This is a genomic window from Pseudomonas sp. B34(2017), assembly GCF_002112915.1.
Lineage (GTDB): Bacteria > Pseudomonadota > Gammaproteobacteria > Pseudomonadales > Pseudomonadaceae > Aquipseudomonas > Aquipseudomonas pharyngis.
This window is the reverse complement of sequence record NZ_NEJA01000004.1, coordinates 1-18,176: the sequence shown is the minus strand read 5'-3', so window position 1 is coordinate 18,176 and position 18,176 is coordinate 1. Positions and strand designations below refer to the sequence as shown.

Below are 18,176 nucleotides of genomic sequence, written 5' to 3'. Positions count from 1 at the left end.
TCAAGCGACGGCTACGACGTCGAGAATCCGTTGCACCACCCGATCCTGGTCGATGCCGGCGGCTTCGGCCTCGAACGACAGAATGATGCGGTGACGCAACACGTCGAACAGCACCGCTTGGATGTCTTCCGGGCTGACGAAGTCGCGACCGGCCAGCCAGGCGTGGGCGCGGGCGCAGCGGTCGAGGGCGATCGAGCCGCGCGGGCTGGCGCCGTAGGCGATCCACTCGGCCATTTCCGGGTCGAACTTGGCCGGGTTGCGCGTGGCCATGACCAGTTGCACCAGGTATTCCTCCACGGCGTCCGCCATGTACAGCCCGAGGATTTCCTTGCGCGCGGCGAAGATCGCCTGCTGGCTGACCCGGCGTTCGGGCTTGGTTTCGCCGTTGAGGGCTTCGCCCCGGGCCTGTTGCAGGATCCGGCGTTCGACGGCCGCGTCCGGGAAACCCATTTTCACGTGCATCAGGAAGCGGTCGAGCTGCGCTTCGGGCAGCGGGTAGGTGCCTTCCTGCTCGATCGGGTTCTGCGTGGCCATCACCAGAAACAGCGGCGATAGCTCATAAGTGCTGCGCCCGACACTGACCTGACGCTCGGCCATGGCTTCGAGCAAAGCTGATTGCACCTTGGCCGGGGCACGGTTGATTTCGTCGGCCAGCACCAGGTTGTGGAAGATCGGCCCTTGCTGAAACACGAAACTGCCGGTTTCCGGGCGATAGATCTCGGTGCCGGTGATGTCGGCCGGCAGCAGGTCCGGGGTGAACTGGATGCGATGGAACTGGGCTTCGATGCCCTCGGCGAGCTCTTTGATCGCTTTGGTCTTGGCCAGACCCGGAGCGCCCTCGACCAGCATGTGGCCGTCGGCGAGCAGGGCGATGAGCAAGCGCTCGATGAGTTTTTCCTGGCCGAGAATCTGCGTTGAAAGAAAGGTTCGCAGCGCCAGCAGCGCTTCACGATGTTCCATCGATGACTGTTCCTGGAAAGGGTGGCCACAGGCGTTCGGATAACGCCGGGGCTGGGGGCGTTACTTTAATCCATCGCAGGGGGTGGCGACTAACGGCATTTTGCGCAAAGTGCGGGAAATGACCGGGGGATTTGTTGGAATTTTGTAGGGTGGGGTAGGTGCGGTGTTCTTTCGGGCCCTTTCGCTCGCGAAAGGGCCGGCCCAGATGCCATCAAATCTGGCTGATATAGGTGCCAGTGCCATCAAGAATGTTCTTCAGGGTTTCCTCGACCTCGGCCAGATCCACCATGTCCGGATTGAAGGTGATTTCCAGCACATCATCCCCGTTCAGCGCATCGGCATCCGCCGCGGCGATTTCGATCTTCAGCAGTGTCCTGGTCAGGGTGACTTTCACGCCATCAAGGGTCGACGGCTCGCCATCCAGGGTGATCTCCAGCTCATCCTCGTCCGGATAGCGGCTCATCAGAAACATTTCGCCCTTGTCGCTGTGGCAGCAGAGCATGGCCATGTTGTCTTCTTCGTCGTCGCACGGGTTGACGATCAAAAGGGCGGTGGTCATTTGCATGGGGAATTCCTGCCTCGGCGGGCGTGTTGGTCGCAATTGGGCGCGATTCTGCCAGCCCGCAGGAATTTCTGCATGTGAGAGTGTCAGAGCATGTGTCGTGAACGCGACACAGGTCAATGGTCATTCCTGGCACGCCTGTACCGTAAAAGCGGGGATTCAGACCGGCGTTTCGCCCCATGAATGCTAGTGTTTACCGATGCGCACGCCTTGGTTTACGTGCCAATGACCGAATATGTCGCAGCACCGCAAGCAGACACATTGTCGCACCCATTAAGCTGCGCAACGGATGAGCACCCGTAAAGGCATTGCCAGGGCCCCGCGAGCGGCGCCGGTCAGTCGTTTTTGCAGATGCCCATTCATGGAAGGTGAATGTGACCTGAGTGTCTCGTCCAGCTTCACCCACCTGTCACCCTGTTTCCTCTGCCCGAGAATCAGGAACAGGGCGACGGAACGCCCCGAAAGGGGTTTTGCACGCGACGCTTTCCATCAATAACAAGCCCAAGCGGAGTACCACAGATGGCGTTCTTCACCGCAGCCAGCAAAGCCGACTTCCAGCACCAACTGCAAGCGGCACTGGCGCAGCACATCAGTGAACAGGCACTGCCACAAGTGGCGCTGTTCGCTGAACAATTCTTCGGCATCATTTCCCTGGACGAGCTGACCCAACGTCGCCTCTCCGACCTCGCTGGCTGTACTCTCTCTGCGTGGCGCCTGCTTGAGCGCTTCGATCACGCGCAACCGCAAGTGCGCGTCTACAACCCCGATTACGAACGTCACGGCTGGCAGTCGACCCACACCGCGGTCGAAGTGCTGCACCATGACTTGCCGTTCCTGGTGGACTCGGTGCGTACCGAGCTGAACCGTCGCGGCTACAGCATCCACACCCTGCAGACCACCGTGCTCAGCGTGCGTCGTGGCAGCAAGGGCGAGTTGCTGGAAATCCTGCCAAAAGGCACCACCGGCGAAGGCGTACTGCACGAGTCGCTGATGTACCTGGAAATCGACCGCTGCGCCAACGCGGCCGAATTGAATGTGCTGTCCAAGGAACTGGAACAGGTCCTGGGTGAAGTCCGCGTCGCGGTCGCCGATTTCGAGCCGATGAAGGCCAAGGTGCAGGAAATCCTCACCAAGCTCGATAACAGCGCATTCCCCGTCGATGCCGACGAGAAGACCGAAATCAAGAGCTTCCTCGAATGGCTGGTGGGCAACCACTTCACCTTCCTTGGCTACGAAGAGTTCACCGTTGTCGATCAGGCCGATGGCGGCCATATCGAATACGACCAGAACTCCTTCCTCGGCCTGACCAAGATGCTGCGTACCGGTCTGACCAATGAAGACCGCCACATCGAAGACTATGCCGTGAACTACCTGCGCGAAGCGACACTGCTGTCGTTCGCCAAGGCGGCGCATCCGAGCCGCGTGCACCGTCCGGCCTACCCGGACTACGTGTCGATTCGCGAAATCGATGCCGACGGCAAAGTGATCAAGGAACACCGCTTCATGGGCCTGTACACCTCGTCGGTGTATGGCGAGAGCGTACGTGTGATTCCTTTCATCCGCCGCAAGGTCGAGGAAATCGAGCGCCGTTCCGGCTTCCAGTCCAAGGCTCACCTGGGCAAGGAACTGGCACAGGTGCTGGAAGTGCTGCCGCGTGACGACCTGTTCCAGACTCCGGTCGACGAACTGTTCAGCACCGTGATGTCGATCGTGCAGATCCAGGAACGCAACAAGATCCGCGTGTTCCTGCGCAAAGACCCGTACGGTCGTTTCTGCTACTGCCTGGCCTACGTGCCGCGCGACATCTACTCCACCGAAGTTCGCCAGAAGATCCAGCAAGTGCTGATGGAGCGCCTGAAAGCTTCCGACTGCGAGTTCTGGACGTTCTTCTCCGAGTCCGTGCTGGCCCGCGTGCAACTGATCCTGCGCGTCGACCCGAAAAACCGCATCGACATCGACCCGCTGCAACTGGAAAACGAAGTGATCCAGGCCTGCCGCAGCTGGCAGGACGACTACGCCGCCCTGACCGTCGAAACCTTCGGCGAAGCCAACGGCACCAACGTGCTGGCCGACTTCCCGAAAGGCTTCCCGGCCGGCTACCGCGAGCGTTTCGCTGCGCATTCGGCCGTGGTCGACATGCAGCACTTGCTCAATCTGAGCGAGAAGAAGCCGCTGGCCATGAGCTTCTACCAGCCGCTGGCCTCCGGCCCGCGCGAGCTGCACTGCAAGCTGTATCACGCCGATACCCCGCTGGCCCTGTCCGACGTACTGCCGATCCTGGAAAACCTCGGCCTGCGCGTGCTCGGTGAATTCCCGTACCGTCTGCGTCACACCAACGGCCGCGAGTTCTGGATTCACGACTTCGCGTTCACCGCCGCCGAAGGCCTGGACCTGGACATCCAGCAACTCAACGACACCCTGCAGGACGCGTTCGTCCACATCGTCCGTGGCGATGCCGAGAACGATGCGTTCAACCGTCTGGTGCTGACCGCCGGCCTGCCATGGCGCGACGTGGCGCTGCTGCGTGCTTACGCTCGCTACTTGAAGCAGATTCGTCTGGGCTTCGATCTCGGCTACATCGCCAGCACCCTGAACAACCACACCGACATCGCTCGCGAACTGACCCGGTTGTTCAAGACCCGTTTCTACCTGGCCCGCAAGCTGGGCAGCGAGGATCTGGACGACAAGCAACAACGTCTGGAACAGGCGATCCTGACCGCGCTGGACGACGTTCAAGTCCTCAACGAAGACCGCATCCTGCGTCGTTACCTGGACCTGATCAAGGCGACCCTGCGCACCAACTTCTACCAGACTGACGCCAACGGCCAGAACAAGTCGTACTTCAGCTTCAAGTTCAACCCGCACTTGATCCCTGAGCTGCCGAAACCGGTTCCGAAGTTCGAAATCTTCGTTTACTCGCCACGCGTCGAAGGCGTGCACCTGCGCTTCGGCAACGTTGCTCGCGGTGGTCTGCGCTGGTCCGACCGTGAAGAAGACTTCCGTACCGAAGTCCTCGGTCTGGTAAAAGCCCAGCAAGTGAAGAACTCGGTCATCGTGCCGGTGGGTGCGAAGGGCGGCTTCCTGCCGCGTCGCCTGCCACTGGGCGGCAGCCGTGACGAGATCGCGGCCGAGGGCATCGCCTGCTACCGCATCTTCATCTCGGGTCTGTTGGACATCACCGACAACCTGAAGGACGGCAAACTGGTACCGCCGGCCAACGTCGTGCGTCATGACGACGATGACCCGTACCTGGTGGTCGCGGCGGACAAGGGCACTGCAACTTTCTCCGACATCGCCAACGGCATCGCCATCGACTACGGCTTCTGGCTGGGTGACGCGTTCGCGTCCGGTGGTTCGGCCGGTTACGACCACAAGAAAATGGGCATCACCGCCAAGGGCGCGTGGGTTGGCGTACAGCGCCACTTCCGCGAGCGCGGCATCAATGTCCAGGAAGACAGCATCACGGTGGTCGGCGTGGGTGACATGGCCGGTGACGTGTTCGGTAACGGCCTGTTGATGTCCGACAAGCTGCAACTGGTTGCCGCGTTCAACCACATGCACATCTTTATCGATCCGAATCCGGATCCGGCCACCAGCTTCGCCGAGCGTCAGCGCATGTTCGATCTGCCGCGTTCGGCCTGGTCCGACTACGACACCAGCATCATGTCCGAAGGCGGCGGCATCTTCTCGCGCAGCGCGAAGAGCATCGCCATCTCGCCACAGATGAAAGAGCGCTTCGACATCCAGGCCGACAAGCTGACCCCGACCGAACTGCTGAACGCCTTGCTCAAGGCGCCGGTGGATCTGCTGTGGAACGGTGGTATCGGTACTTACGTGAAAGCCAGCACCGAGAACCACGCCGATGTGGGCGACAAGGCCAACGATGCGCTGCGTGTGAACGGCAACGAGCTGCGCTGCAAAGTCGTGGGCGAGGGCGGTAACCTCGGCATGACCCAACTGGGTCGTGTGGAGTTCGGTCTCAATGGCGGCGGTTCCAACACCGACTTCATCGACAACGCCGGTGGCGTGGACTGCTCCGACCACGAAGTGAACATCAAGATCCTGCTGAACGAAGTGGTTCAGGCCGGCGACATGACCGACAAGCAACGTAACCAGTTGCTGGCGAGCATGACCGACGAAGTCGGTGGTCTGGTGCTGGGCAACAACTACAAGCAGACTCAGGCTCTGTCCCTGGCGGCCCGCCGTGCTTACGCGCGCATCGCTGAGTACAAGCGTCTGATGAGCGACCTGGAAGGCCGTGGCAAGCTGGATCGCGCCATCGAGTTCCTGCCGACCGAAGAGCAACTGGCCGAACGCGTTGCTGAAGGCCATGGTCTGACCCGTCCTGAGCTGTCGGTGCTGATCTCGTACAGCAAGATCGACCTCAAGGAGCAGCTGCTGGGCTCCCTGGTGCCGGACGACGATTACCTGACCCGCGACATGGAAACGGCGTTCCCGCCGACCCTGGTCAGCAAGTTCTCCGAAGCCATGCGTCGTCACCGCCTGAAGCGCGAGATCGTCAGCACCCAGATCGCCAACGATCTGGTCAACCACATGGGCATCACCTTCGTTCAGCGACTCAAAGAGTCGACCGGCATGACCCCGGCGAATGTTGCCGGTGCGTATGTGATTGTTCGGGATATCTTCCACCTCCCGCACTGGTTCCGTCAGATCGAAGCGCTGGACTACCAGGTCAGCGCTGACGTGCAACTGGAGCTGATGGACGAGCTGATGCGTCTGGGCCGTCGCGCCACGCGCTGGTTCCTGCGTGCCCGCCGCAACGAGCAGAACGCTGCCCGTGACGTCGCGCATTTCGGTCCGCACCTCAAAGAGCTGGGCCTGAAGCTGGACGAACTGTTGAGCGGCGAAATCCGCGAAAACTGGCAGGCGCGCTATCAGGCGTACGTCGCCGCCGGTGTACCGGAACTGCTGGCGCGTATGGTGGCGGGGACTACCCACCTCTACACGCTGCTGCCGATCATCGAAGCCGCCGACGTCACCGGTCAGGATCCAGCCGAAGTGGCCAAGGCGTACTTCGCCGTGGGCAGCGCGCTGGACATCACCTGGTACATTTCGCAGATCAGCGCCTTGCCGGTTGAAAACAACTGGCAGGCCCTGGCCCGTGAAGCGTTCCGCGACGACGTCGACTGGCAGCAACGCGCGATCACCATCGCCGTTCTGCAAGCGGGCGGCGGTAACCTGGACGTGGAAGAGCGTCTGGCGCTGTGGATGGCGCAACACGACGCGATGATCCAGCGCTGGCGCGCCATGCTGGTGGAAATCCGTGCCGCCAGCGGCACCGACTACGCCATGTACGCGGTGGCCAACCGTGAGCTGAACGACGTGGCGCTGAGCGGTCAGGCGGTCGTGCCTGCTGCGGCGACGGCGGAGCTTGAGCTTGCTTGAGTAACCGTTGAATGAAAAAGCCCCTGCATTGTGAGATGCCGGGGCTTTTTTATGTCTGTTGGATTCGTGTTGTTTGTTCCGGCCCTTTCGTCGGAACGCCGCCCGGAGCTAGCTCGCTCCCACACTTGGAACGCATTTCCCTGTGGGAGCGAGCCTGCTCGCGATAGCGGTATTAGAGTCACTGCAATTTAAGTACTTGTTTACGCTCAAGCATCGACACATTACCTGCCGATCTGGTCAATAAATTACCGAGCGACTGGTCAAACTTCTGCAGCGCCCGAACTTGCACGTTCTGCTGTTCATTAATATCCGCCACGATATCTTCCGAACGCTTGTAATCCGCCCATAACGGACTCAGCGCTCTGGCATCCGTCCCTTTGGCCGTGCCGATATAGTTGAACTTCCCGTCATAAAAATCAGCACTCACATCCGCCTTGACGTCCGAACTGCGTGAAGTAATCAACTGGCTGTGAGTGTCGACGATCGCCACCACATCCGGGTTGGCCGCGCGCAGGCTTTGCATGTCCGGATACACCGTGACCGAACCGAACTGGCGTTGCAGCGAGGCTTTCACCCAATCCACCGCCATGTCCGGTTGCGAGGTGGCGACGTAGGCGTCGTGGATCGGCTGCACCAGCAGGCTCTGGCCGAAACCGGTGCCGGCGTTGGCCTGGTAGTTGCGCAGGTAGTCGCGGTTGGTCTGGGTGCTTGGGCTGTAAATCACACCAAGTGACACGGCCGGGCCGGCCTTCACAGTGGTCATGCTGCTGCGGCCAACCGGGTGAGGCAGCAGGGTGTCGAGTGACGATACCGCTTTGGGCGCGGTGGGGATCGAGCAGGCAGTCAGTGTCAGCAGTGAAATGGTCAAGATGCTGGCGAACACAGGTTTCATGGTGTTTCTCCCGTGAGACAACTTGAGTAGAAAATCCTGGGCAGCCGTGCTGTCGGCCACTGATTCATGTTACCCCGACAAAAATTATATTAAATGGGGATCCAGGTGAAGTTTGGCAGGGCAATAGTCTTGTTTGGCGTGTTCTTGGTTTTCTAATTGCGACGGGAAATAAAAAAAGCTCAAATCCTGATTTGAGCTTTTTACTTATGAATGAACGAGTTTTTCTATTGAATTGTTAATGCTCAGTAATAGGGGCGTTCATCGTTTGATGACTTAAGCCAGAATTCGCATCAATACCGGTTTCAGTTCCGAGTTTACCTTGATGATGGCGCCTACCAGAAGCCGTTCCTGACTGTCGATTGCAATTGCCTCCGAAAGCTGGACGTCATCCAGCGTAAACAACCCCTCCTTGTTAAAGCTCAAATCAGGTTTGCCATTCTGCAGGATTCGGGCAAGTGGAAGGTAGGATGGCGCTGTCCCCGATTCCATCGAATTACCGGTAGCGATAATCCTGCCCTGTTGGTCGATCAAGCTATCGTGCCAAGAGAGACTTCTGCTTTCGTCGTTAGGAGTGAGAACAGGTTTACCTTCATTGAAGTCTTGCGCAATGTCTCCCGAGTGAGTGACGCTCGTAATGTAACCTTTATTGGGGAAACCCATTTTTTGACCGGCAATGAGCAGTGTTCCCGAGTTTGACTTTGCAATGGAAACAATATTGTTTGGGAAGTTTAAGTGCTTGAGCAGCAGATATCCATTGTCTGCAAAGTTACGTACTTGTTCTCCGGCTGCCGTATACATGGCCACTAACCCCACCCATCTGTTGTCGACGTTTGCGTTGCCTGCTACGCCGATCAGGTTGTCGGAAACTTTAATAATTTTGTAAATGTTTGCTGGGTAATCCGGGTGCCTGATATCAATGTAGGGCTTGCCATTGTTGAAATCATTGTCGGGTTGACCAGAGCTTAAAATTTGAATGAGGTAGTTGTTGTGGATGAACAGTATTTTTCCGTCAGGAAATACGATAGGCGCACTTGAAGAGTGTCCACCTTCCGATGATGGTGCGGGCAGGGATGACGTCGCAGGAGAGACGGGGAGCGGGATAACGATCTTCCCACTCTTGCCAAACTCAGTTTTGTAATTTCCGTGGTTGTTGAAGCAGGCAAGGGCGGCCATCGCCTGGCCGTCATTCTGATGTGAGCCATGAAGCAATATGCTTTCATCTTCCAGCAGCCTGATACTTAATCCTGATGATTTTCCTTCGTTGGCAAATTTGTCCAGTACAAATCCATGATTTGCGTAGCTTTCATCGGTGGTGCCATCGGCTGCAATGCGACCCAATACAAAGTTATCAGCAGTGCTGCTGACCAACAGTGTTCGGTCTTTTGAGTCAGTGACCAATCCCTGAATTCTCGATAGCCCGCTATTGGGGCCGGGTATGTGAATGGTCACTTTCCCCCTCTCGCCGAAAGTTTCATCCAGATGTGCGGGAGAGCGGTTGCCGGACATTTTCAGATCCTCATTGATTTGGAACTTCCTGAGGATCATTTAGCTTTTCACTATTGCTGTCTACTGTAAGACTTGACAGTAGACAAGGTCGTTAATTTAAAGGTGGCGCAATGGCTATCTTCGAATTCGCCATCAACCTTATTCCAATGAGTAGCAGCGGAAAGCAAGAAGGGCCCTGTTCAATTGGCCCTTCTGAATTTTCGTGCTGTCTCAGTCGTTTTTCAGCGGAATCAGAACTTTGTCATCAGGCGAGAGCACCATGAACACCAGCAACTTGGCCGGCTTGCTCTTGCTGGCATTTTTCGAGATCAAATGCTCGGAACCGGCCGGCTCGTACCAGTACTGGCCTTTCTTGTAGGTGATCGGTTGTTCACCTTTGACCTGGGAAACGATCTCGCCTTCGAGCACGTAGGCCATGGCCGTGCCGTCGTGTTTGTGGGCGATCGAGGACTGGCCGGGTTTGTAATCGACTTCGATCATCATGGCTTTTTTGCCGGGGACGTTTTTCAGCATCTGATCCTGCAGCACCGAAATTTTCTCGGACGGCGAATCGGTGCCGTGGGCCAGTGCCGAAGCGCTGATGGTGAGGGCCAGAGCGGCGAGCGGGGCGGCAAGCAAGCGCAGGATTTTCATGGTGATCACCTGATGAAGTGGGGGAGTCGGTGATCACAGTAGTCCGCGTGCCGGGGTATTCAAACGGCCAATGTTCGGGAAGTTTGGGTGACCAATCTGGGGGATATCAGCGCTTTTGAGTACGCCATCGCGAGCAGGCTCGCTCCCACATTCAACCGTATTCAAATGTGGGAGCGAGCCTGCTCGCGATGGGGTCTTTAAGGTCAAACGATCGGAAAGGAGTTGAAATCCACGCTATTGGCCAGACGACTGTCGATCAGGTCGATGAAGCCCTGAGCTTCCGGGCGATTGAAATGCGCCTGCATCGCCGCTTCCGACTGCCAGCGGGCGCTGACTGTCCAGCGGTGGCTGTCCTCGGGGCAGCGGTCGACCATGTAGGAATCGCAGCCCGGCGTCTGGCGCAGGGTTTCGACGATCTTCTGCAACTGCTTGCCCAGCTCCTCCGATCGGCCGGCTGCAGCCTGCACCTGTACGGTGTTGATCACTTCGTTGGACATTGCTCACACTCCTGAATCAGGCCGGACGAATCCTGCTCATTGAGGGATAACGCTTGTGCAGGATAGGCCTGCCCCCCCGGATCACCAATAACCAATCGGCGGTTAATCGCTTAGGCCAATTTAATCAACGACCTGTTGCAGAATGTCGCGCAGGCGGTCCAGCGCGATGTCGATGTCCAGCGTCTCGATGGCACCGAAACCGAAGTACATCCCGCTTCTGGCCGGCTGCTGATAATAGAAGCCGTCGATGGCATACAGCCCGACTTCGACTTTTTTCGCCAGTTCGATCACCAGCGGCAAATCGATCGGCACCTTGCAGAACACCGCCATGTGAAAACCCGCGCTGGGTGGCACGGCCTCCAGCCACGGCGACAGGTCGGTGGCCATGCGCGCCAGAATCCGCTCGCGGCGCTGGGCATAAATGGTGTGGCAGCGGCGGATGTGCTTGAGCAGACAGCCTTCGGCGATGAACTTGGCCAGCGCCCATTGCGGCAGGGTGGAGGCGTGCAGGTCGGTGAGCTGCTTGGCGCGGATCACCGCTTCGAGAATCGCCGGCGGCAGGATCGCGTAGCCCAATCGCAGCTCTGGCAGCAGGGTTTTCGAGAAGGTGCCGACGTAGGCGACGATGCCGCGCTGATCGAGCTTGTGCAGCGAATCCGTCGGGCGGCCCTCGTAGCGGAACTCGCTGTCATAGTCGTCCTCGATGATGATCGCGCCGAGTTCATAAGCCCGTTCGAGCAGGGCTTCGCGCCGCGCCTGACTCATCGGCATGCCCAACGGGAATTGGTGCGACGGCGTCACGTAAATCAGCCGCGTGCCCTCGGGAATCCGCTCGACCTGAATGCCCTCGGCATCCACCGGCACACCGACCACCGTCGCCCCGTGAGTGCCGAACAGCAGCCGCGCCGGCGGGTAGCCGGGATCTTCCATCGCCACCAGACTGCCGGGGCGAATCAACACGCGGGTGATCAGATCCAGCGCCTGCTGCGCGCCGTTGCACACCACGATGTCTTCGTCCTGACAGTTCACGCCACGGGAAAACGCGATGTGCCGAGCAATCGCATTGCGCAGCGCCGGCAGGCCTTCCGGCACGCTGTAAAAACCTTTGGAATTGGCCATCTGCCGCAGCGCGTGAGCGACGCAGCGGCGCCAGTCATCCTGGGGAAACTGGCCCTTGCTGGTGGCGCCGCCGATGAAGTCGTAGCGCAGCGAGCCCTCGAGCGTCGGGTGGCGCAGGAACACCGGCAGATTGCGCCAGCTCTCGATTACTTCGGCGCTCGCCAGGTCACTGTGATTTTGCTTGCGCTCGATGGTCGCCGGGCGCGCGTTGACGTAAGTGCCTTTGCCGATCACACCGGTGAGGAAGTTCTCATAGGTCAGTTGCGCGTAGGTGTCGGAAATGGTCTTGCGCGAGATCCCCAGTTGCTCGGCGAGCAAGCGGCTGGGCGGCAGTTGCGTGCCGGCGGCCAGACGCCCGGATTCAATGGCGCCGCGCAGTTGCTGGTACAACTGACCGGCCAGATCCTTGCGGCCATTGATCACGACATGCAGTTCCATACCGACGGGGCGCTCCGGGCGATTGAGTGTGCCGGCCAGATTACTCCCGAATGCAGTATCGACAGAAGTTGCGTAGTGCAAATCCCACAAATTGGCATAGGGCCCTGTGGGAGCTGGCTTGCCAGCGATAGCGGTGTATCTGCTGACATCTATGTTGAATGTGATTGCCCCATCGCTGGCAAGCCAGCTCCCACAGGAATGTTGTTTTACTTGAATCAGTGGTCTGCCATTTTTTCGTGGAATTGGGGCTGTAACGTTGCCCAACCAGCGCTTACCGTGAAATCACTCTTCTGCTGCCCGAGGCCCGCCCATGTCCCCGCGTCTGGATTACTACAGCGCATCGCCCAAAGCGATGAAAGCGATGATTGGCCTGGAAGCGCTGACCAGCAACCTGAGCATCGAACCGCCGCTGCTGCACCTGATCAAGATCCGCGCCTCGCAACTCAACGGCTGCGCATTCTGCACCGACATGCATTCGGTGGAAGCGCGGCGGGCTGGGGAGACGGATCGACGGCTGTACGCCATCGCGGTCTGGCGCGACAGCGGCTTCTTCAGCCTGCGCGAGCGGGCGGCGCTGGCCTGGACCGAGGCGGTGACGCTGCTGGCGGACAGCCGGGTGCCTGACGATGTTTACCAGCAGGCGCGGGAACAGTTCAACGAGACCGAACTGGTGGACCTGACCATGGCCGTCAGCACCATCAACAGCTGGAATCGCCTGGCGGTGAGCTTCCGCCAGATTCCCAGCGACTGAACTCCAGACCTCGATCGTTCCCACGCTCCCACGCCCCACACAGTGATCGTTCCCATGCTCCGCGTGGGAATGCCTCTGGGGACGCTCCGCGTCCAGTGACGCAGAGCGTCACGGGCTGCATTCCCACGCAGGAGCGTGGGAACGATCAGTTCTGCGGTCGCTGTGATTCTGATCGTTCCCCACGCCCCACACGGTGATCGTTCCCATGCTCCGCGTGGGAATGCCTCTGGGGACGCTCCGCGTCCAGTGACGCAGAGCGTCACGGACTGCATTCCCACGCAGGAGCGTGGGAACGATCAGTTCTGCGGCCGCTGTGATTCTGATCGATTCCCACGCCCCACACAGTGATCGTTCCCATGCTCCGCGTGGGAATGCCTCTGGGGACGCTCCGCGTCCAGTGACGCAGAGCGTCACGGGCTGCATTCCCACGCAGGAGCGTGGGAACGATCAGTTCTGCGGTCGCTGTGATTCTGATCGTTCCCCACGCCCCACACGGTGATCGTTCCCATGCTCCGCGTGGGAATGCCTCTGGGGACGCTCCGCGTCCAGTGACGCAGAGCGTCACGGACTGCATTCCCACGCAGGAGCGTGGGAACGATCAGTTCTGCGGCCGCTGTGATTCTGATCGATTCCCACGCCCCACACAGTGATCGTTCCCATGCTCCGCGTGGGAATGCCTCTGGGGACGCTCCGCGTCCAGTGACGCAGAGCGTCACGGGCTGCATTCCCACGCAGGAGCGTGGGAACGATCAGTTCTGCGGCCGCTGTGATTCTGATCGATTCCCACGCCCCACACAGTGATCGTTCCCATGCTCTGCGTGGGAATGCCTCTGGGGACGCTCCGCGTCCAGTGACGCAGAGCGTCACGGGCTGCATTCCCACGCTCCACACGGTGATCGTTCCCATGCTCCGCGTGGGAATGCCTCTGGGGACGCTCCGCGTCCAGTGACGCGGAGCGTCACGGACTGCATTCCCACGCAGGAGCGTGGGAACGATCAGTTCTGCGGCCGCTGTGATTCTGATCGATTCCCACGCCCCACACGGTGATCGTTCCCATGCTCCGCGTGGGAATGCCTCTGGGGACGCTCCGCGTCCAGTGACGCAGAGCGTCACGGGCTGCATTCCCACGCGGGAGCGTGGGAACGATCAGTTAGTTCGGTGGGCGCTGTGGTTTCACCGAGGTGCCAAACGTGTTGCCCATCCGCGTAGCCGTGGCCGCCGGCGTCGCCAGCCCCACCTGATTCGGCGGGCGTTTGTCGATCGGCACATTCATCGCTTCCAGATTCTTCTGCGCAGCCGCCGCGCCGTCGGGGTTGTTGCCCATCTGCTGGCTCAGGCAGTCGTAATTCGGCGCCTTGTAGCCACCCACCGTCACCTCGACACAGCCCAGCGGTTCCTCCGCGTGCGCACCGCCCAACACCGTCAGCAACAACCCGCCGAAGACGACTTTCCAGACTGATTTCATGCCTGCCTCCTGGCCGGCCCGAAGGGGCCGCTCTAGCTCCAAAGTCTAGTGCAACGGCGGCGTCGATCCCGTGATGGTTTTTTTGCAGTGGCCGTCACACCAGATTCATAAACAGCCCTCAGGATGACGGTTTTCAGGGATACATCAGCCGTGCAGCGAGGCCGTGCCAGGGAGGATGTTGTGCGCTCAGCGCTCATGCGCCAGCTCTGTCTGGGGCTGCTGCTTGGCTTGTTTCTGAGCCGCGCCAGCGCCGACCCGGTGCCGGCGACAATGCGCATGACCTTGCACATCCCGGCCCAGGAACTGGCCCGCGCCCTCGAACAGTTCAGCCGCGCCACCGGCATGGCGGTGCTGGTCGACAGCCAGTTGAGCCGCGGCCGACGCTCGTTGGCGGTGGATGGCGAATTCACCGCCGCCGAAGCGTTGCGCCGGATGCTCGGCGGCAGCGGCTTGATGGCCAAGTACAGCCGCGACGACGCGTTCACCTTGCAGGTTGCGCAAGTCGAGGAAGTGCCAATGCCGGCGGAGAAACCGACCCCCGCCAGCGCCGCCGTCAACCGCAGTTATGCCACAGCGGTGCAGGCCGCTATTGAACGCAACCTGTGCCGTTCGCCGCTGACCCGGCCCGGCAGTTTTCGCGCGGTGTTGCAACTGTGGATCGGCCGCGACGGCGTGGTGCAGCACAACCGGTTGGTCACCACCACCGGCGATGTTCGGCGCGATGCAGCGCTGGTAGACAGTTTTCACACGCTCAAAATCGACCGGCCCACACCCGGCGCATTGCGCCAGCCGGTCACGTTGCTGTTGTTACCCGAATCGTCAGGAAAGCGCATGGAATGCACACAATGGGAAGGAGTTTCCGGGGGATGAAAGACGCCGGACAAAGTTCGATGGTCCAGTTGTTCCTGACGTCCTACGAGGACTTTCGGGTGCGCCTGCGACGCCGTCTCGGCTCGGAGGACCTGGCCAACGACGTGCTGCACGAAACCTACCTGCGGGTCGACCGCATGGAAACGCCGCCTAACCTGCTGCGCCCCAACGCCTACCTCTATCGCATGGCCCTGAACATCGCCGCCGACCGCCGCCAGGCCGATGCGCGGCTGCTCACTGGCAGCGAAGTCGAAGAACTGTTGCAAGTCAGCGACGAAGCGCTGGACCCGATGCGCGTGGTCGGCGGCCAGAAGGAAATCCAGTCCCTGCTCAGCGCCCTCTACGAGCTGCCGGCCAGGCGCCGACGAATCTTCATCGCCGCACGGCTGGAAGAAGCGCCGCACCTGGAAATCTCCCAGCGTTTCGGCATCTCCACGCGCATGGTCGAGAAGGAAATCAAGGCTGCCCTCGGACACTGCGCGGCCAAACTGGAAAGAAAAGTGTTTCAGCGGTTCGGTCGCGGGGCCGGAAAACCGTCTAGTGAATGAAGCTCCCGATCAACCCGTCGAGTACCTGTGCGTTTGAACATCTTCCGTCTGACACCTGCCGAGCCCACGCCTGCCGAGCGTCTGCAAAGCGAAGCCCGCGACTGGCTGATCCTGCTGACCTCCGGCCGCGCCACGGTCGCCGATGCCCGAGCGCTGCGCCAGTGGTGCGCGCAAAGCCCCGAACACGCCCGCGCCTTTGAAGAGTGCAAGGCGTTGTGGCACCTGCTGCAACCGGCGGCAGAAGCGACGCAGGCACCACGCCGGTTTGGACGACGGGCCTTTCTCGGCGGCGCCATTGCCGCATCGGCAGCGTTCCTGCTGGTGCGCGGCACGATCCCGGGCGGGTTCTCCGGGCTTGGCGCCGATTACATCACCGAAGTCGGCCAGCAACGCCGGGTCGAACCGGCGGATGGTTTGAGCCTGGAACTGAACACCCAGACCCGCATCAACCAACGCTCGGTGGATGAGGGCGTGCAAGGCTTTGAACTGGTCAGCGGCGAAGTCGAAGTGCAGACCGCACGGTTGCCGATGGCGATGCAGGCCGGGGGCGGTTGGTTGCGGGCGAGCAGGGCGCGGTTCAACCTGCGTAACCTCGATCAACAGGTGTGCGTGACGTGCCTGGATGGCGCGGTGGACGTGGAAGTCGAAGGCCGCAACCTGCGCCTGGAGCCTGGCCAGCAACTGACCTATGACGCACAACAGGTCGGCACCGTGCAAAGTGTCGATACGGCGGCGGTGATGAACTGGCGCCAACAGGTCCTGGTGTTCAACGGCGCGACCCTGAGCCAGATGATCGACGAGATCAACCGCTACCGCCCAGGCATGTTGCTGCTGCTCAACCGCGAACTCGGCCAGCGCCGCGTACAGGCACGTTTCTCCCTCGACCAACTGGCCGGCGTAGGCGCACTGATCCGCGATGCCTACGGCGTCAAATGCACCGAGTTGCCGGGCGGTGTAGTCGTTCTCAGCTGATCACTGCAAGGGCCCCATGACCTGCCGGTACTTCTCCGGCCCTTGCGGTGTCTGCCGGGTCAACCGCACCTCCAACCCCAACGGATCCTCCCGCCGATTCCCGCTCAACTGCCGCCACCCCTTGTCCATCTCCCAAACCCGCACCTGCAAATCACTCACCCCGCCCAAAACCGCCACCCCAGTCGTAGGCGCCGGCAACGGATAGCGACTGCGCGCCGGCGCCACCGCGCGATACAACGTGTCCCCCTTGAGCCACCAGCGCACCCGCTGCAACGCCCCCGGCTGATCCGCCGCGCTACGAATGATGTCCAGCCGAAACCCCTTGCTGTCACTGCTGCGCACCGTAACGGCAGGCGGGGCCGTCGCCGGCTCATCCTCGGTGCCGACCTTCTTCGGCTCCGTCAGCTCGATCCCGGCGCGCATCTCCACATCCCGTTGCATCTGATTCAACGCCCGCAACAGGCTATCGCTCTGCTCACCACTGGCCTGCAAATGGCTGTCGGCGCGCGTGACACTGTCCAGCCCCTTCCAGGCAATCAGACTGACCACCGCCATCAACAGAATCGCGACCATCACCTCGATCAGCGTAAAACCTTCTTGTCTGTTCATTGCACGCTAATCCGGCCCGAAGCATCGCGCAGCACACTCAACCGATTGAGCCCGTCAGACAGCGTCAACTGCAGCGGCGGATTGATCCACTCCGCGTTCAGCACCACTTTCTGCTTCGGCTCCACCCGCACCTCCAGCTTCGGACTCTGCCAAGGACGCGGCCGCAACTGCGGGTCCCGATCGAAATGATCAAAACCCTTGCCACTGTCACTGCGCCGACTGAACCGAAACCCCTTGCCATCGCTCAACCACGCAATCGGCCGGCCATCGGCGCGGGCCTCAGCCTGGGCAATCTGCAGCAACTGCGCCACGCGCTCGGCATCCTTGCGCAGCAACTGCAACGGATCGGGCTTGATACTCAAACTGATCGCCGCACTGGCGATACCGATGATCACCAGCACCACCATCAACTCGATCAGCGTAAAACCCTGCTGCCTGCTCCGGTTCATCGAATGCGCACTCCCTTGCGTCCAGCCCCGTCCCAAAAAACCATCCTGCACGGCCAACATGTAAGGCGTGTGAAATAAAACCGTGAGAATTGCCGCGTAGTCTGGTCACCGGGACTAAAAGGAGATTCAGCCCATGAGATTCACCGCACGCTTTTCACCCCCCCAAATCATCCAGGCCGCCGCACTGCTGACCGCCCTGGTCGGCATCGCCACCTGGTCATCCCTGCTCCTGACCACCGCCGAATCCCACACCCCGGCGGCCACCCTGCAACTGCTCGCGGCGCGCAGCGATAACCCGGCATTGCAGTGGTTTTCCAACCGCACGGCGCCGGTGGAGATCAAGGTCAGTGGCGTGATGGCGGGGAGTCGGGGGGCGGTGGCGATACTCAGCCTCAACGACGGACCGCCGAGGAGTTTTTTGCAGGGGGAGCGGGTGAGTCCTGGGGTGAAGTTGGTGACGGTGGAGGGGGATGGGGTGGTGATTGAGCAGGGTGGGGAG

General features: G+C 60.4%; 16 protein-coding genes. 6 read left to right on the top strand and 10 right to left on the bottom strand.

The window, feature by feature from the left end:
* Positions 1 to 960 carry a MoxR family ATPase gene (locus CAF80_RS13390; RefSeq protein ID WP_011334589.1) on the bottom strand — a complete coding sequence of 320 codons (960 nt, stop codon included), beginning with the start codon at positions 958 to 960 and terminating at the stop codon, positions 1 to 3.
* Positions 961 to 1,171: 211 nt separating this feature from the next.
* Positions 1,172 to 1,525, bottom strand: a complete 354-nt coding sequence (locus CAF80_RS13385) for a hypothetical protein (protein ID WP_085667610.1) — start codon at positions 1,523 to 1,525, stop codon at positions 1,172 to 1,174.
* A gap of 516 nt (positions 1,526 to 2,041) precedes the next feature.
* Between CAF80_RS13385 and CAF80_RS13380 the strand changes: the two genes are divergently transcribed.
* Positions 2,042 to 6,928 (top strand): NAD-glutamate dehydrogenase, encoded by a 4,887-nt coding sequence (locus CAF80_RS13380; protein ID WP_085667611.1) that lies wholly within the window; start codon positions 2,042 to 2,044, stop codon positions 6,926 to 6,928.
* A gap of 178 nt (positions 6,929 to 7,106) precedes the next feature.
* Here CAF80_RS13380 and CAF80_RS13375 read toward each other — a convergent pair whose 3' ends face one another.
* From CAF80_RS13375 to CAF80_RS13355, 5 genes are all read right to left on the bottom strand, one after another.
* The gene (locus tag CAF80_RS13375) at positions 7,107 to 7,820 is read right to left on the bottom strand and encodes a hypothetical protein (RefSeq protein WP_039773280.1); all 714 of its coding nucleotides are present in this window, start codon (positions 7,818 to 7,820) and stop codon (positions 7,107 to 7,109) included.
* A 273-nt stretch (positions 7,821 to 8,093) separates the two neighbouring features.
* Positions 8,094 to 9,326: a hypothetical protein gene (locus CAF80_RS13370; RefSeq protein WP_134333943.1), complete on the bottom strand. Its 1,233-nt coding sequence runs from the start codon at positions 9,324 to 9,326 to the stop codon at positions 8,094 to 8,096.
* Positions 9,327 to 9,536: 210 nt separating this feature from the next.
* The gene (locus tag CAF80_RS13365; protein WP_039773276.1) at positions 9,537 to 9,959 is read right to left on the bottom strand and encodes a cupin domain-containing protein; all 423 of its coding nucleotides are present in this window, start codon (positions 9,957 to 9,959) and stop codon (positions 9,537 to 9,539) included.
* A gap of 203 nt (positions 9,960 to 10,162) precedes the next feature.
* Positions 10,163 to 10,456 (bottom strand): putative quinol monooxygenase, encoded by a 294-nt coding sequence (locus CAF80_RS13360; RefSeq protein WP_039773274.1) that lies wholly within the window; start codon positions 10,454 to 10,456, stop codon positions 10,163 to 10,165.
* Between the two features lie 120 nt (positions 10,457 to 10,576).
* Positions 10,577 to 12,013: a PLP-dependent aminotransferase family protein gene (locus CAF80_RS13355; protein ID WP_074688545.1), complete on the bottom strand. Its 1,437-nt coding sequence runs from the start codon at positions 12,011 to 12,013 to the stop codon at positions 10,577 to 10,579.
* 310 nt (positions 12,014 to 12,323) lie between these two features.
* Here CAF80_RS13355 and CAF80_RS13350 point away from each other — a divergent pair, with 310 nt between their 5' ends.
* The gene (locus CAF80_RS13350; protein WP_039773270.1) at positions 12,324 to 12,764 is read left to right on the top strand and encodes a carboxymuconolactone decarboxylase family protein; all 441 of its coding nucleotides are present in this window, start codon (positions 12,324 to 12,326) and stop codon (positions 12,762 to 12,764) included.
* Between the two features lie 1,150 nt (positions 12,765 to 13,914).
* Here CAF80_RS13350 and CAF80_RS13345 read toward each other — a convergent pair.
* Positions 13,915 to 14,229 (bottom strand): hypothetical protein, encoded by a 315-nt coding sequence (locus CAF80_RS13345; protein WP_039773268.1) that lies wholly within the window; start codon positions 14,227 to 14,229, stop codon positions 13,915 to 13,917.
* Positions 14,230 to 14,424: 195 nt separating this feature from the next.
* On the opposite strand from CAF80_RS13345, the gene CAF80_RS13340 reads away from it, so the two are divergent.
* The 3 genes from CAF80_RS13340 to CAF80_RS13330 are packed head-to-tail and all read left to right on the top strand — an operon-like array spanning position 14,425 to position 16,619.
* Positions 14,425 to 15,099, top strand: a complete 675-nt coding sequence (locus CAF80_RS13340; RefSeq protein ID WP_085667612.1) for an STN domain-containing protein — start codon at positions 14,425 to 14,427, stop codon at positions 15,097 to 15,099.
* Positions 15,096 to 15,647, top strand: a complete 552-nt coding sequence (locus tag CAF80_RS13335; protein ID WP_064597192.1) for an RNA polymerase sigma factor — start codon at positions 15,096 to 15,098, stop codon at positions 15,645 to 15,647. Before CAF80_RS13340 ends, CAF80_RS13335 begins: the two co-directional genes overlap by 4 nt.
* A gap of 33 nt (positions 15,648 to 15,680) precedes the next feature.
* Positions 15,681 to 16,619 carry a FecR family protein gene (locus tag CAF80_RS13330; protein WP_074690230.1) on the top strand — a complete coding sequence of 313 codons (939 nt, stop codon included), beginning with the start codon at positions 15,681 to 15,683 and terminating at the stop codon, positions 16,617 to 16,619.
* Here the strand turns inward: CAF80_RS13330 and CAF80_RS13325 are convergent, their stop codons facing one another.
* Together CAF80_RS13325 and gspH are read right to left on the bottom strand one after the other, a co-directional pair.
* Complete coding sequence (locus CAF80_RS13325) at positions 16,620 to 17,228, bottom strand: prepilin-type N-terminal cleavage/methylation domain-containing protein (protein ID WP_085667613.1); 609 nt, start codon at positions 17,226 to 17,228, stop codon at positions 16,620 to 16,622. It abuts the gene before it with no gap.
* Positions 17,225 to 17,677: a type II secretion system minor pseudopilin GspH gene (gene gspH, locus CAF80_RS13320; protein ID WP_007959352.1), complete on the bottom strand. Its 453-nt coding sequence runs from the start codon at positions 17,675 to 17,677 to the stop codon at positions 17,225 to 17,227. The genes CAF80_RS13325 and gspH overlap by 4 nt, the downstream gene beginning before the upstream one ends.
* A 133-nt stretch (positions 17,678 to 17,810) precedes the next feature.
* Between gspH and CAF80_RS13315 the strand changes: the two genes are divergently transcribed.
* On the top strand, positions 17,811 to 18,176 hold a 366-nt coding region (locus tag CAF80_RS13315; RefSeq protein WP_085695704.1), incomplete at its 3' end, for a type II secretion system protein N.

Coding starts and splice junctions, on each gene's coding strand:
- gspH (WP_007959352.1), bottom strand. CDS start 17,677: ATGAACCGGAGCAGGCAGCAGGGTTTTACGCTGATCGAGTTGATGGTG.
- CAF80_RS13345 (WP_039773268.1), bottom strand. CDS start 14,229: ATGAAATCAGTCTGGAAAGTCGTCTTCGGCGGGTTGTTGCTGACGGTG.
- CAF80_RS13375 (WP_039773280.1), bottom strand. CDS start 7,820: ATGAAACCTGTGTTCGCCAGCATCTTGACCATTTCACTGCTGACACTG.
- CAF80_RS13350 (WP_039773270.1), top strand. CDS start 12,324: ATGTCCCCGCGTCTGGATTACTACAGCGCATCGCCCAAAGCGATGAAA.
- CAF80_RS13390 (WP_011334589.1), bottom strand. CDS start 960: ATGGAACATCGTGAAGCGCTGCTGGCGCTGCGAACCTTTCTTTCAACG.
- CAF80_RS13360 (WP_039773274.1), bottom strand. CDS start 10,456: ATGTCCAACGAAGTGATCAACACCGTACAGGTGCAGGCTGCAGCCGGC.
- CAF80_RS13325 (WP_085667613.1), bottom strand. CDS start 17,228: ATGAACAGACAAGAAGGTTTTACGCTGATCGAGGTGATGGTCGCGATT.
- CAF80_RS13370 (WP_134333943.1), bottom strand. CDS start 9,326: ATGTCCGGCAACCGCTCTCCCGCACATCTGGATGAAACTTTCGGCGAG.
- CAF80_RS13385 (WP_085667610.1), bottom strand. CDS start 1,525: ATGCAAATGACCACCGCCCTTTTGATCGTCAACCCGTGCGACGACGAA.
- CAF80_RS13335 (WP_064597192.1), top strand. CDS start 15,096: ATGAAAGACGCCGGACAAAGTTCGATGGTCCAGTTGTTCCTGACGTCC.
- CAF80_RS13340 (WP_085667612.1), top strand. CDS start 14,425: ATGCGCCAGCTCTGTCTGGGGCTGCTGCTTGGCTTGTTTCTGAGCCGC.
- CAF80_RS13380 (WP_085667611.1), top strand. CDS start 2,042: ATGGCGTTCTTCACCGCAGCCAGCAAAGCCGACTTCCAGCACCAACTG.
- CAF80_RS13365 (WP_039773276.1), bottom strand. CDS start 9,959: ATGAAAATCCTGCGCTTGCTTGCCGCCCCGCTCGCCGCTCTGGCCCTC.
- CAF80_RS13355 (WP_074688545.1), bottom strand. CDS start 12,013: ATGGAACTGCATGTCGTGATCAATGGCCGCAAGGATCTGGCCGGTCAG.